Origin of the sequence: Streptomyces sp. NRRL WC-3618, assembly GCF_001280005.1 — a bacterium.
Classification (GTDB): domain Bacteria; phylum Actinomycetota; class Actinomycetes; order Streptomycetales; family Streptomycetaceae; genus Streptomyces.
Genome location: NZ_LGDW01000303.1, coordinates 1 through 14,456, shown reverse-complemented (window position 1 = coordinate 14,456; position 14,456 = coordinate 1). Strand labels below are relative to the sequence as shown.

At 69.6% G+C, this 14,456-nt stretch carries 9 protein-coding genes and 1 pseudogene; 5 read left to right on the top strand and 5 right to left on the bottom strand.

The features are described from left to right. Positions 1 to 185 precede the first annotated feature (185 nt). Positions 186 to 2,900 carry a hypothetical protein gene (locus ADL01_RS23455; protein WP_053743993.1) on the top strand — a complete coding sequence of 905 codons (2,715 nt, stop codon included), beginning with the start codon at positions 186 to 188 and terminating at the stop codon, positions 2,898 to 2,900. 449 nt (positions 2,901 to 3,349) lie between these two features. Here ADL01_RS23455 and ADL01_RS46500 read toward each other — a convergent pair whose 3' ends face one another. From ADL01_RS46500 to ADL01_RS23425, 5 genes are all read right to left on the bottom strand, one after another. Further along, a complete protein-coding gene (locus ADL01_RS46500; protein ID WP_078960709.1) occupies positions 3,350 to 4,396 on the bottom strand; it encodes a ParA family protein in 1,047 nt (348 codons plus the stop codon). Positions 4,397 to 4,669: 273 nt separating this feature from the next. Continuing rightward, positions 4,670 to 5,431: a helix-turn-helix domain-containing protein gene (locus ADL01_RS23440; protein WP_053743990.1), complete on the bottom strand. Its 762-nt coding sequence runs from the start codon at positions 5,429 to 5,431 to the stop codon at positions 4,670 to 4,672. Then, complete coding sequence (locus tag ADL01_RS44850) at positions 5,425 to 5,655, bottom strand: hypothetical protein (RefSeq protein WP_159049603.1); 231 nt, start codon at positions 5,653 to 5,655, stop codon at positions 5,425 to 5,427. The genes ADL01_RS23440 and ADL01_RS44850 overlap by 7 nt, the downstream gene beginning before the upstream one ends. A 1,014-nt stretch (positions 5,656 to 6,669) precedes the next feature. Continuing rightward, entirely contained in the window at positions 6,670 to 7,539 is an 870-nt protein-coding gene (locus ADL01_RS23430; protein WP_159049602.1) for a replication-relaxation family protein, read from the bottom strand. Positions 7,540 to 8,441: 902 nt separating this feature from the next. Continuing rightward, positions 8,442 to 8,921, bottom strand: a complete 480-nt coding sequence (locus ADL01_RS23425) for a hypothetical protein (protein ID WP_053743987.1) — start codon at positions 8,919 to 8,921, stop codon at positions 8,442 to 8,444. Positions 8,922 to 9,086: 165 nt separating this feature from the next. Here ADL01_RS23425 and ADL01_RS23420 point away from each other — a divergent pair, with 165 nt between their 5' ends. The 4 genes and pseudogenes from ADL01_RS23420 to ADL01_RS23405 form a co-directional block, all read left to right on the top strand. Beyond that, entirely contained in the window at positions 9,087 to 9,947 is an 861-nt protein-coding gene (locus ADL01_RS23420; RefSeq protein WP_234354769.1) for a hypothetical protein, read from the top strand. After that, positions 9,947 to 12,604, top strand: a complete 2,658-nt coding sequence (locus ADL01_RS23415; protein WP_053743985.1) for a DEAD/DEAH box helicase — start codon at positions 9,947 to 9,949, stop codon at positions 12,602 to 12,604. The genes ADL01_RS23420 and ADL01_RS23415 overlap by 1 nt, the downstream gene beginning before the upstream one ends. A 287-nt stretch (positions 12,605 to 12,891) precedes the next feature. Beyond that, positions 12,892 to 13,572 (top strand): TnsA-like heteromeric transposase endonuclease subunit, encoded by a 681-nt coding sequence (locus ADL01_RS23410; RefSeq protein ID WP_078960707.1) that lies wholly within the window; start codon positions 12,892 to 12,894, stop codon positions 13,570 to 13,572. After that, a pseudogene (locus ADL01_RS23405) lies at positions 13,569 to 14,456 on the top strand (transposase); the annotation flags it as partial. The gene ADL01_RS23410 and the pseudogene ADL01_RS23405, both read left to right, overlap by 4 nt.

Genomic DNA, 14,456 nt, shown 5'->3' with positions numbered 1-14,456 from the left:
TCTGCGGGTCTTTTCCGGATCCCGGCCCCTTGGGCCCCTGCACTGAACCGCACGGTGCGGGAGGTCACGCAGATCTGCCGGTGGGCCGGGTCGAGGCCTCGCGCCGCGGGGCGGGGCCCCTGCCGGGTCCTCCCGCACCGCGGCCGACGCAGCCGTTACCTCGGCGGGACCGTTACCCTGGCGGGGTGCACGACCAGGAACCGCCACCGGCCAGCGGCACTGCCCAGGACAGCGCGACACAGCCGGCCGCCCCACTCAATCCGGCGCAACTTCGGCGTATCACGTCCCTGCACCGCGGATTCACCTACCAGAACCTGTACGCCGTGGGCTGCCTGCTGCGGCTGCGTCAGGCCGGTGCGCAGACGCTGCTGATGGAGCTGGACGAGGACCTGGAGGTCGTGCTCCCGGATCGGTATCTCTACCTGCAGGTCAAGACCCGGCAGGGCAATCTGATGTGGAGCGACATCAGGGGGTCGGTCGACCAGTTCGCCAAGCTACGCGCGGAGCACACGGCAGGGCGGCGCCCCGGCACGCCAAAGCTGGTTGTGGTCAGCAATACCGCACCGGGTCCGGATCTGCTGCAACGGACCCAGCAGCCGGGCTGGCAGGCGGACGTGTCGCTGCTGTGGCCGGGCCATCCCGATCCGCAGGAGACGTGGCTGCCGCCCGCTGCTGCGGATCTCGCCGGTGTCCTGCAGTGGTGCACCGAGCAGGCCGCCCAGGTCCCGTTCGGGTCCCTGGGAGCGCAGACGCTGGTGTGGAAGCTGGCTGCCCGCATCCAGTACGCGAGTGCCGGAGCCCATGGGCGAGCCTTCCATGCCAGTGAACTGCCCTCCCTGTACGAGCAGTTCGTCGAGGAGTTGCAGGCCTTCCCCCAGGTTCCCGACGTCTACTGGCCGCATGGCAGCGAACCGGAGCTGACGGGCGAGCAGCGCGTGCGGCTGGTAACGGGCTTCTCCGGGGCCGGGAAGACGACCTGGGCGGCGCACGCCACCGCCCGGTGCCCGCTCCCGGTCACCTACTTCGACGCCGGCCAGATGCCGCCCGCGGTGGTGCCCGGTGCGCTGGCCCGGGAGGTTGCTGCCCGGCACCTGAGCGGGCCCGATGCCGTCAGCCTGCCGAGCGGGGCCGGCATCGACGTCCTTCGGGCCGTGCACGGCCGACTGGCCCACGACGACACAGCCATCGCGGTCGTCATCGACAACGTGCACGTCCTCCCATCCGACCACGTACGGCTGCTGGTCCAGGCGCTGCCGACGGCCCGGATCACGCTGCTGGGCCACCCCCACCCGGAGCAGACCGCGCTCGCCGCGCATCTGGGTGTCTCCGCCGAGTCCTTGCCCGGCTGGGACACCGACACCGTGGCCGCCGTCTTCGCTGCCGAAGACTGCACCCTGGACTACCCCACCGCACAGCGGGTCTTGGCGCTCACAGCTGGTTTGCCGCTGTACGTCCTCAACTCCGCGGCGCTCACCCGCACTCTCTACGCAGGTGACGGTGCCGCCTTCTGCGCGGCGGTGCAGGAGCAGACCCACCTCGCCCCCACGGCCCAGGAACGCATCCTGGCAGAGACCTTCGGGCACCTTTCCGTGCTGGCACGCACGATGGCCGGCCTCATGGCCATCGCCGAAGTTCCCCTGAGCAGCCCGGAATTGCAGCAGCTGGCGGCAGCCGCGGGACCGACACGTCCCGCTGCCGCGGCCGGGGCCGTTCGCGAACTCGCAGGCCTCGGCCTCGTACAGACATTCGCCGACGGTCTCGCCAAACTCCACGATGCGGCCGCACCGTTGGCCCTCCATGCGTCGCATGACCTGCCTGAGGAAGCCGCCCGCCGTGTCGAGCAGGCCCTGGCTGGTCTTCTCGAGGGCCACAGGGAGCTGCCGCGGCTGGCCCGCTGGATGCGGCTGCTCGCCGATACCGGCCAGATCGACCTCTTGCTGGAGATCACCAGCCAGGAGGGCTTCTACGAGGGTGGCTTCCCACGCGAACTGCGCACGGTGATCGCGGACGTGGCGCAGGAACCGGGTCGGGACACCGTCGACCGCCTTGATGCGCACAGTGCGCTGGCCACCTGGGCATACGGGGACACCGATTGGGACGCCTACGCACGCCACGTCCACGCCATGGAAGCCCTCGTCTCACAGGGCGGCAGCGGGATCGGACCACGCGAGAAGGTCCTGGTGGCCACCCGCCAGTTCCCTCTGCACGGGCACACCGGTGACATCGAAGCCCTCGATGCTGCATTCAGGACAGCCCTGGCTGAACTTCCCGCCCCCTCTTTCCTGGAGCGAGCCCTGCGCTACGGCTACGTTCAGGGGCTCTACCACTCAGGCAGCTACCGAGCCGCAGGCCCCGCAGCCCTGGACCTCGCTGACGCCTACTGCGATCACCTCGGCCTGACCCCGGCCGACCTCCACGGACCCATCGAGGCACTGCAGCAAGCCTGCTCGGACAGCGAGACACCCGACGACTACAAACGCCTCGCCGACTGCTTCGCCATGCATGTCAAGTGCTGCCGTCAGCTCAAACTCGACTACGGCAGCGCCGCGTTCCCCGCGATGAAGCTCTACATGATCACGGGAGCCTGGCGGTCCGCCGTCGACCTCGGCCAGGACGTGGTCGAGACCCTGCTGCGCTTCGACGAAGCCCAGGCCGCCCTGAGCCTGATCGACCGGCAGCTCCTGACCATCACCCAGGCCTACAACCTGCCCGAACTCATCGTCGGACTCAGGTCTCACCGAGCCGTGGTCCTCGCCCGTACCGGAGACATCGCTGCGGCCAGAGCAGAGATCAGCAGCCTCACACAGTACGAGCCCACCCCCGCGCAGGCAGACGACATTCGCGAGCAGGCCAGCATCATCGAGGAGCTCGCTGCTCAACAGGCCCAAGGTCACCCGTGAGCCACCTCGCCAGGCGGGACGCTCGCCTGTTCCCTCAAGCCGACGCTTCGGTCACCCGACCAGTTACACCGCACTCCCCCGCACGTCTCTGACCTGCACAAACGCAAGACAATCCACAGGGATTCTCGTGGTAGCTGTGACTTTCCAGCTCAGTCACGAACTCGCAGCTCACAGGGCCACACATCGTTGGCCATAGCCGAACAGAACGCAACCTCCAGAGGTCAGGTACCACGCGCACTTCGGTCCGGACTATCCAGCTTGACCACGTGTGCCCAGCTCACATCCCGAAGCGCACCAGATCAGGGCCGGGAATCCACAGTGGTCACAGTAGGGGGGACCACTGACAACCGGCTCTGACCAGCACTTATGCCGTTCCGGCCGCACCGCATCCGGCCCGACCATGGCCCCGACCACAGCAGGTCAGAGCCATGGTCGGGCCGCTGTCGTGTTCAGGAGGTCGTACGACGGTCCAGCGCGCGGGCGAGGTGCTCGGCGACCTGGTCGTCGGCGGCGGCGAGGCGGATGAGGGCGCGCAGGATCTCGGACTTGTCGACCGGGCGGCCGGTGCGGCGGCGCAGGGTGAGGGCGAGCTGGTCGAGGGTGAGGGCGTCGTCCTGGTCCAGGAGCAGTGTGTACTTGCTCGGCTTGGGCGACTCCTGCTGCGCGGGCACCGCTGCCGTCGTGCCGTTCCACCGTTGTGCCGTTGTGCCGTCACTGGGCTTCTGGTCTGCGGTTTCACCAGAGAACCGGTCGGACAGGCTGGTCAGCAGGGCGTTGACGCCGCCGGTGCTGACCTCGAAGTCGTTCTTCTTGCTGCTCATGAGCTGGGGGTCTCCGGGAGGTAGCCGGCCTTCACGGCCAGGTCGCGGAACATGCGCGCGACGTCGGACTTCGGTTCGTACTGCGCGATCGTCAGGCCCTTGTTCTTGGCCTCCGCCACGGCGGTGCGCATCGGGATCTCGCCGACCACGGGCAGCGGGAGCTGGTGTATGGCGTCGTAGACCTTCTGGTGGAAGCCGGAGAACGGGCGGTCGATCTTGTTGATGACGAGACCCCGGTAGCGGGGCGATCCGGGCGTCCGTGACGAGGGTGTGGACCTGCCCCAGGAGCAGCTCCAGGGCCTCGATGGAGAACTCGTCGACGTCGACCGGGATGAGCACGTCCGTGGCCCACGTCAGGGCGTTGTCGGTGTCGACCTCCAGGGCCGGGCGGCAGTCCACCAGGCAGTGGTCGAAGTCGTCCTCGATGAGCTCCAGCACCCACGACAGCCGGTGCTCGGCACCGCCACGGACGCTGGAGAGCTTGCGCGGCAGGGTGAACAGGTCCAGCGCGGACGGAATCACGAACAAGTTCTCCGAGTGCTGGCGCACCAGGGAACGCGCCTGCTCCCGGTCGCAGCCCTCCAGCATCGCCGACGCGAGCGTCAGCTCCCCCTTCGGATTGAGCCGGTCCAGCTTCAGGGCGGTGGTCAGGTTGCCCTGCCCGTCCAAGTCCACCAGCAGCGTCTTGCGGCCCGCAGCCGCGAGCGTGCCGCCCAGTTCAGCAGCGCATCTCTCGTCATCGCCATAACGGCAGACCGTACCGCCGTCTCAACGGCCCGCCGTAGCTACGGCATGACGGCACACCCTCGTGTCTGCGGATTGGACAAGGGGTCCGGCCTGGGGAACACGCGACGGACAAGGGGCGGCTGCCTACGGATCACAGGGATGGGCAGGACGCGAAGAAGGCCCGCACCAACCGGTGCGGACCTTCTTACGCCTGGACGGCCCCTACGAGGCGGTCTGCTCCGCGCCGGGCATCCAGGAAGCGGCCCCGGGAGTCTCCAACGCCTTCAGCCTGCGCCAGATGAACACCCAGGTGCCGAGGTGGTCCCCGTCGATGCCGCACGCACGCAGGAACGCCACGAACCGGTCGTAGTCCGGCAGAGCGTCACCCCGCAGCATGTCGCTGATGGTGCTGCGCCGCAGGATGCCCTTGCTGCGCCTCTCCAGCTCCCGCAGGGACGGCGAACCGCCCCATACATGCGCGGCGTTCATCGCCTGGACCAGCTCCGCAGGGCTCGACACCCGGATCGGGTCGGGCTGACCGAACGCCGGCACCGGCTGCCGGGGACGCACAGTCTTCGGGCGCTCAGTCTTCGGGAGGTTTGTGCCCCCACCCGCGAATACGGTCACCCCGTCCTGGGTCCGGACCGCGGTGATCTCCGCACGGTGACGGTGAGCGCGCTCGGTCTCCTCCCGCGTACGGAGCTGCTGGAGCTCCTGACGGTCGTCGGCCTGAAGCCCCAGCGCCATGCAGAGCATGTCCAGTTCATCGCGGTTCGGCACCCTCTTGCCGGTGAGCGTCGCCATCACGCGGTCCGAGGACGTCCCCGAGGACTCCGCCAGCTCGCGCACGCTGAGCCGCTCCCCATGGCGCACGGCCCGGGAGTCGATCTCCCAGCACAACCCCTCGCTCACCGTGGGGTAGGGAGGCCGGTTACGGCCGGTGACGGTAGGCCAGCCACCCGAGCGGCGCTCGATCGCTACCACGCGCGCTCACCCCCCGAACCGAAGAGCCGCCGCGCGCGCCGACGCCGGACCGCGCGCTTGAGGTCCTCGTATGCGGAGAGGAAGGCACCGACAGCGATTCCTGCCAGCACGGCACCCAGCACCTCGACCTCGTGCCCAGCCAGCCACATCCATACCAGCCCGCCCGCCGTAAGAACGGCGGCCCCGGTGTGGAAGGCACCCGCGGTGCGGAGAAGCCGGCGCACCCAGTGAAGGGTCCGCCGGAAGCCGAACCTCTGGGGGACGTCAGGGCCGACAACGCACCCCGGGGACACCGGTACCGGCTGGAGAACCCAGCCGGTACCCGGAACAAAACGCCACAACGAAAACATCGAACCCGCCTCTCAACGGATCTTGCACTCAAAGCCTGGACGGATGACACGGAAGAACGGGGGTTGACGGACCCCCACACGCCACCGGAGATCCAGTGACCGTGCGCCTATGAGTGTGGCCCCCTCCTAGAGCAAGCTCAACTCCGGTTTATGCGGCCCCCAGTTGCCCCACCGGGCATGTCAACACCGTTTCACGGAAATACTCCTGACACGGCATAAGGTGCATAGCGCTCTAATCATTCGCGCGGTCCGAGAGGGCTGACAACACCCCTGTCCGGCGGGCGTCTGGCCGCGTCCGGCGCCATCGAGCGGTGGAAGCGAATCTCGCTGGTCTCTCCGCCGGAGCAGGGCCATCACGTCCGGAAGCGTCCGGGACCGTCCGGAGCCGTCCGAAGCATGGAAGTGTTAGGTAAACGGCGGCTCTACTTTGTTCACCGAGCCCGCCTCCTTAGCCTGGACGGACTCACGGAGAAGTGTTTGACGGCACGACTCCACAATGTGACGAGCGTCACATGACAGCCAGGCCCGTACCCATCGGTACGGGCCTGGTGCTTACGCGCTTCCGCCGGAGTCAGGTAGGACGGCGCCGGCTGAAGATGCCGCCGGTCGGCGGCTGGTCGGCCTGCTCCGGAACGGCCGCGGTGCGCCGGCGGTAGTTCAGGCAGGGACCGCACTCGCCGCCGGGCGTCAGGCCGTCCTCAGGGTAGGTGTAGCGCTGGCAGGTCGGGCAGACCCACTTCCCCGCCTCCAGCCTGCGTCGGTGTTCTTCCCGTTCGAGCCGGGCGTGCTCGCGTTCGGCCTCTGCGGCCGTGCGGCGGGCGTCGCGCGGTAGTCGTCGGGGTTGTCGAGGGCGTCCTCGATGGTCTGCCAGGTCGAATGCCCGTAGCGCTACCACACCGGCCCGTGCGGACCGTGCGCGGCGAGCAGGCGCAGCGTGGTGGCGAGCAGTGGCACCTTGGCGTCGTAGTCGCGGTAGCCGTCCGGCCGCTCGCCCTCGGGCGCGCGGCCGTCGCCGTTCCACTCGCCGCGCCAGTGGTCGCGGGCGAGCTGGCCGACCTCGTGCATGCGGGTCTGCATCGCGACGGTGCCGACGTCCGTGGTGAACACCAGCGCCACCGGCGGGTAGTCCTTGCGCACCGGGGCCGGCCACACGGTCCGCCACAGCGGCACCTCGCGCCCGGCGAGGCTGACGCGGCGGGCGAAGAACCTCGCGTAGCGCTCGATCTTGTCCGCGACGATCGGCGGGCCCTCGGTGCCGTTGTCGACCTCCACGAACATCAGCGGAGCCAGGTCGTGCCCGGGCGAGGCGAACACCATGTCGGCGCGCAGCGAACCGCGGGCGGGGGCCAGGAAGGTGCCGCCCGTGGGCAGCACCGCCTCCGTCGACCAGGAGGCGAGCGGCCCCAGCCCCGCCGGGGGCTCCACCAACTGCTCCCCGTCCGGCGCGGCCGGCGCCGGCGCGGCGGGCAGCATCTTGCGTACGACGGGCTGCGTGGGTTCGGGCGGGGTCTGCAGGAACGCGGCCAAGACGTCGGTGACCGCGCGGGCGTGCTTCGCGCCGGAGGCTGCCGCTGCCTTCGCGGTGCCGCCCATCTCCCGGGCCGGGCGGTCCAGGGCCACGGCCGCCGCGTCCAGCCCGGCCTGGGTCAGGGTCCACAGCTTCTCGGTGACCCGGACGCCGGCCTCGTTCACGCGCACCGCGCTGGCCGCCCGGCGCACCCTCCCGTCCGGGGTGGCCCCTGTGTCCTGCCCGATCATGCAGGACACAAGGGTGTCGAGGCGCGGTCGGCCCCGGAACCCCGTGGTGAGCTGCGTAAATGCGGGCCGGACAGGCCTTGGGCACCGCAGGGGAACGGGCGGGCTTGCCCGGCTCGTCCGGCACCGTGTGACGGCATGCCGTCGTGACGGCACTACGGCATGAACAGTCCGGCGGCTGATCACCGGCACAGCACTTGGGGGAGGTCTCCCGACGGCCTTCGCGATCGAAGTCATCGCGAAGGCCGTGCAGAGAGCACGGGTTGGGCAGCGCACTCTCCGAGGGCCCCGACAGGAACGAGGGCTCCGCCGAGATGTACGACGGCGACACGGTGGACAAACACGAGCGAGGCACTACACCCAGGGCACTCACCGCAGGATCGATGTGATCCGAAAGTCCGCTTCAGAAACGTACGAGCAGGACACGCTGGTCGAGACCTGGAGCAAAGACGAGGACCCCGAAATGACGTACGGCGTCTTCGTCGAGGAACGTGGCGGGCCCACAACGCGCCTCCGTGCCACCGTCTCCAGCGGAGCGCGCCCTATTCACGATCGAAAGCAGAGTACGGGGCCGAGAAATCCTATCCGGTAGGAATTTCTCGGAACGGAACGCCGAGTCCATGATTAACAGAAATGCAATTCATGAATAGAAATAATTCTCTGCAAGGTCATTGGTGTCCCGGGACGGCCCCGCTCGCACCCGATGCCCGGCCGCGGAGGCGCGATCACCCGCCGCGTGATCGCGCCGATGCCTCCCCGAGCCCCCGGGGGCCGGTGCGGTCCTCGACTGCCCTCTGGGGCGCATCGGCGGCAGGCGGTTCTACGTCGGTGAAAGCCCGGCAGGCTTGCCGGGACCCGCCACGGGGCCCGCACTCTACGGCTGGCAGGGCGGGGTGCGGTGACTGTCATGCCGCAGCTGCTGTGCCGGCCGGTCCGAAGACGTCGTCGAAGCGGTGCGCTTGCTCTGTGCGGACGAGGTGGAAGGCGCCGCTGCGGTGGCGCAGGGCGTGGGCGGTGTAGTGGACCACCTCCGCCGGCGTGAGGACCTTCAGGTCGCCGAAGTCGTAGTACAGCGGGGTCGGGGCGTGGGCCGCGGTGAAGAAGAGGCCGGCGGTCACGGTGTCCCTGCTGACGGCGTAGCGGTCGGTGTCGGTGCTGGGCATGCGGTCCTTGGCGTCGATGGTGATCAGGTCGGCGCCGCGGGCGGCGATGAGGTCGGGGAAGTGCCGCAGGGCGGAGCGGGTCCGGCTCAGGGCTTCCCGTACGGCGGGCGGGTAGGTGCCCTGTCCGCAGGGCTGGACGGTCCAGCCGCGGGCGCGCAGCGCGGCTGCCACCCGACGTTCGTGCATGTCGCCTATCGCCTGGCGGTCCTGCCACTGCGTCACTCCGGTTCCCCCTCGGGTACGTTCCGCTATCCCTGCGCGTGATACGAAGGATTCATAGTTCGTCCTACCCTCCTGGACGCTATGATGCTCCTCATGGCGGCATACGTTGACCCACGCTTTCGTCCCACTCTCTGGCCCGGAACGCCCGTGCCGACACCGGAGTTGATGCCTCTTCGCGGGGCGCGGGCCGACGGCGAGTGGATCGTCTGGACCCCGCAGCTCCCTTCCCGCGCGCAAACCGTCCCCATGCCGGAGGACTTCTACCTGCGCGAGTTCATGGAGGTCGACCCCCAAGACCTCGACGCAGTGGCCGCCTTGATGCGCACTTACGGACACCTCGGCGGGAGCATCGACACCGGGAGCTGGCACGAAGACGAGTACGACCGGCTCAAGGAACTCACCGAGCGCGACCACCCCCGCGCGCCGTTCGCCCTGCACGGCGAACTCGCCACGCTCTACGTGACGCAGGCCCAGACGGCCATCACCACCTGGCTGGCCCTGCGCCGCGAGGGCGGACTCGACGCGCTCATCGAGCCGGAAGTCTCCGAGGAACAGCTGGCGCAGTGGCAGTCCGAGAACACGCATCGGGACGAAGTGTGGCCGCGCGACCTGGACCATATGCGCGAGCTCGTCCTGGGAATGCGGATCGGCGACCTGGTGGATGAGCTGAACGCCGCCCTGAAGCGGTTCAGTATCGGCATCGGCAGTCTGGGCGACCGCTACCCCACCGTCCTCGCCGTGGCGTTCCTCCAGCTCTACAACCACCTCGCCGAGGACGCCACGATCCGCGAGTGCGCCAACGAGACCTGCCGCCGCAGCTTCGTACGCCAACGCGGCCGCGCCGCGTACGGGCAGAACCGCACCAGCGGCATCAAGTACTGCACCCGCGAATGTGCCCGCGCCCAGGCCCAGCGTGAACACCGCCGGCGCCGCAAACAGCAGACGCCGCCCCTCCAGCAGCCACCGGCCGGGAAACTGACGCCGCAGGACCGCCCGGAACCCGTCGGCCAGGCGGGAGCTGAGTGATGATCAGCCTGCGAGAACACCAGGTGGAAGCGAACGCGCGCATCCGTGCGTGGGCGGGATTCCCCACGAGGTCACCGGTACCGGCGCAAGGGCTGCGCGGGACCGTCGTCTCCGCGACCGGATCCGGGAAGACGATCACCGCCGCGTGGGCGGCGCGGGAGTGCTTCCGCGGCGGGCGGATCCTCGTCATGGTCCCCACCCTCGACCTGCTAGTGCAGACCGCCCAGGCGTGGCGGAGGGTCGGCCACCACGGGCCGATGGTCGCGGTGTGCTCGCTGGAGAAGGACGAGGTCCTGGAGCAACTCCGCGTGCGGACCACCACCAATCCGATCCAGCTCGCACTGTGGGCGGGGCACGGGCCGGTGGTTGTGTTCGCCACGTACGCCTCGCTCGTGGACCGCGAGGATCCCGAAGGTGTCACGGGCCGGGCGAAGGTGCGCGGGCCGCTGGAGGCCGCTCTGGCCGGCGGGGAGCGACTGTACGGACAGGCGATGGTCGGCTTCGACCTCGCCGTCGTCGACGAAGCCCACTCAACCACTGGTGATCTTGGCCGGCCGTGGGCGGCGATCCACGACAACAGCCGGATCCCGGCCGACTTCCGGCTCTATCTGACCGCGACCCCGCGCATCCTCGCCTCGCCCCGCCCGCAGAAGGGTGCGGACGGCCGGGAGCTGGAGATCGCGACGATGGCCAGCGACCCCGACGGCCCCTACGGCGAATGGCTGTTCGAGCTCGGGCTGTCGGAGGCCGTCGAGCGGGGCGTCCTCGCCGGCTTCGAGATCGACGTACTGGAGATCCGCGACCCCTCCCCCGTCCTCGGGGAATCGGAGGAGGCGCAGCGGGGCCGGCGCCTGGCCCTGCTGCAGACCGCGCTCCTGGAGCACGCCGCCGCACGCAACCTGCGCACCGTCATGACGTTCCACCAGCGGGTCGAGGAAGCCGCCGCGTTCGCACAGAAGATGCCGCAGACCGCAGCCCGGCTCTACGAGGCCGAGGTTTCCGACAGGGATCTGGCCGGCGCGGAGGCCCTGCCGGCGTCGTCGATCGACGCGGAGTTCTACGAGCTCGAGGCCGGCCGCCACGTGCCCCCAGAGAGGGTGTGGTCGGCATGGCTGTGCGGCGACCACCTCGTCGCCGAACGCCGCGAAGTCCTGCGCCAGTTCGCCGACGGCATCGACTCCGACAACAAACGCGTCCACCGGGCCTTCCTCGCCAGCGTGCGCGTCCTGGGCGAAGGCGTCGACATCACCGGCGCGCGCGGTGTCGAGGCGATCTGCTTCGCCGACACCCGCGGCTCCCAGGTCGAGATCGTCCAGAACATCGGCCGCGCCCTCCGGCCGAACCCCGACGGCACCGCCAAGATCGCGCGGATCATCGTGCCCGTCTTCCTCCAGCCCGGCGAAAACCCCGACGACATGGTCGCCTCCGCCTCGTTCCGCCCCCTCACCGCCGTCCTCCAGGGCCTGCGCTCCCACTCGGAACGCCTCGTCGAACAGCTCGCATCCCACGCCCTGACCAGGCAGCCCCGCACCAAGCCGCACCACCTCATCCGCGACGAGGACGGACGCATCGTCGGGGCCGGCGGCGGAGGCGAAGGTGACGGTGCCGGGGAACTGGACAGCACGCAGGGGGCGGTGGAGTCCGCGCTGCTGAACTTCTCCAGCCCCCGCGATCCCGCGACGATCGCGGCGTTCCTGCGCACACGCGTCTACCGGCCCGAATCCCTGGTGTGGCTCGAGGGCTACCAGGCACTGCTCCGCTGGCGGAAGGAGCACCACATCACCGGCCTGTACGCCGTCCCCTACGACACCGAGACCACGGTGGGCGTGACGAAGGACTTCCCCCTGGGCAGGTGGGTCCACCAGCAGCGGCGCACCTACCGCGCCGGGGAACTCGACGACCACCGCCAGGAACTCCTCGACGCGCCGGAGGCCGGGATGGTGTGGGAACCCGGCGAGGAAGCCTGGGAGACCAAACTCGCCGTCCTGCGCTCCTACCACCGCGCGCACGGCCACCTCGCCCCCCGACGCGACGCCGTATGGGGTGCCACCGACAGCGAACTGGCCCCGGTCGGGGAACACATGGCCAACCTCCGCCGCAGGGAGGGCCTCGGCAAGAACCCCGGACGCGCCACAACGCGGGCGGCGCAGCTGGCCGCGATCGACCCCGACTGGAACTGCCCCTGGCCCCTCGACTGGCAACGCCACCACCGCGTCCTCGCCGACCTCACCGCCGACGAACCCGGCGGTATCCTCCCGGCCGTCGAGCCCGGAGTGCTCTTCGACGGCGACGACCTCGGACGATGGCTCCAGCGACAGTCCCGCGAGTGGTTCCAACTCTCCCAGGAGCAGCAGCAAAGACTCGCGAGCCTGGGAGTGCAGCCCGCCGAACAGCCGGCGCCAGCCGCCAAGGACGGCGCGAAGGCATCCGGGAAAGCATCAGCCTTCCAGCGCGGCCTGGCGGCCCTCGCCCAGTGGGTCCAGCGCGAGGGTGTCCAGAAGGCAGTACCGAGGGGGCACGTCGAAGCCGTCGTCATCGACGGCCAGGAACACCAGCACAAGCTCGGCGTATGGACATCGAATGTCCGTTCCAGGCGGGACAAACTCACCCAGGAGCAGCTGGACGCGCTGCGGGAGCTGGGCGTGGAGTGGGCGTAGGTGTGGTGCTGGTCAGCACGGTGCCGGTAGGCCTCCAGCCACCGAATATTCCGTTCCACAGCGTGGCTCCCGAGGACCTGTTGCCCCGCCCAGGCAGCCGAGGGTGGCCAAGTCCGACTGCCCGCCCGGGCTGCGGTCAGAGCAGTTCGTACGTGGTGGGCCATTACCGGGTGGGGCGATTAGCAGTTAAGCGTGTATGCAGACGCGGGATGCCACATCGAAGCCGGTAGCCGCCCCTGGCTCCCGTCGATGCGCGGTTCATCGATCCCCTGGGCATCGGCCAGCGAATGCCGTGGGTGGACCTGGTGCGCAGTGTCCGCCTGGAGGACTGCGGTCCGGTGCGTTCGTTTCCCGTGTGGTCTGGAAGGCGGATGGCGCCAGGCTGGTGGTGGTCGGCGACCGACGGCCGGCTTGTGCGCTACGGGTCGGGTGTCATGCGGACGCAGGTGATGCTGCTGGACCACGACCCCGAGGTAGTGGCAGTGGCGTGCCGCCCTGTGGAGTTCGTCTGGCGTGAGCCTGACGGATCCTGTTTGGAGCACGCCCCGCATCTGATGGCCCGGCTCGATGACGGCAGTGGTCTGCTGGTCGACTGTGCCGGACAGGAGGAGGTCTCTCGGCGCCTTGCCCATCGTGCTGAGGTAGTGGCTGCCGCTGTGGCTTCTGTGGGGTGGCGGTACAGAATTGCCCGGCCTCCGGATCCGGTTCTGGCAGCCAATCTCTCCTGGCTGGCCGGTTATCGGCATCCCCGTTACAGGGGCGGCGCCCTGGCGGGGCGCGTGGCCGAGGCATTTCAGCGCTCTCGGCCGCTGATCGAGGGGGTGCGCGGGCTCGGGGATCCGGTCGAGGTCCTCCCGGTGGTCTTCCACGCGCTCTGGAACGGCGCCTTGTCGGCTCCGCTGGACGCCCCGCTGCATGAGCGGGTGACCGTGACAGCCGCCCGCACCGTCGGACGGCGGCAGGCATGAACGGCGCGATGCTGGAGCCTGGAACACGGGTGCGCTTCGCGCAGCGGACCTGGACGGTCGTCATGCTGGAAGGACCTCACGCCCGGCTGATCGATGCGGAAGACTCCGTGGCCACGGTGCTCGTGAACTACCTCTTCGCCGCTCCCGACTTCGAAGTGGTGGGCGCGCCTCGGCGTGATGTCGCGCCGTTCGGGCTTCTTGAGGAACTGCCGGAGCAGGTGCGCGAGCGGGCGTATGCCTGGGAGCGGCATGTGCGTGAGGTGGAGACGGGGCTTCCGGTTCCCGGGCAGGCGCAGGCACCGCGGGCCGAGTTCGATCCGGCTCGGCGCAGCATGGCGGAGCGGGAGGCGGCCAAGGCTGCCGAGCTGACGGCGGCTGGGCTGCCGGCGAGTGCGGTGACGGTGCGGCGGATGCGGGCCCGCTACCGGGAGCAGGGCCTGTGGGGGTTGGTGGATGGCCGGGCGGCCCGTCGGCGTTCGCCGGTGGGGCGTGCTGATGAGCGGGTGATCTCCGCGATCGTGCGGGCGCTGGAGGCGCAGCGGGAGCGGTCGACCGGAACGTTGAGCCGGTTGCGGCGGATGGTCGGCTGGATTCTGGAGGACGCTCACGGCGTGGGGGTGGTGGAGGTGCCTCCGGTGACGACGTTCAACCGGTTGGTGCATGCGCTCGCGGACGGTCAGGGGCTGCTGGGGACGGCGGCGCAGCGGCGTCGGCATTCCTCACGGCCGGCTCCTCCGTTCACGCCGACGGTGGCGCTGCGGCCTGGTGAGATGGTGATGCTGGACAGCACTCCGCTGGATGTGATGGTGGTCCTGGCTGATGGGGTGACGGGTTCTGCTGAGCTGACGATCGCGCTGGATGTGGCGACGCGCAGTATCTGCGCG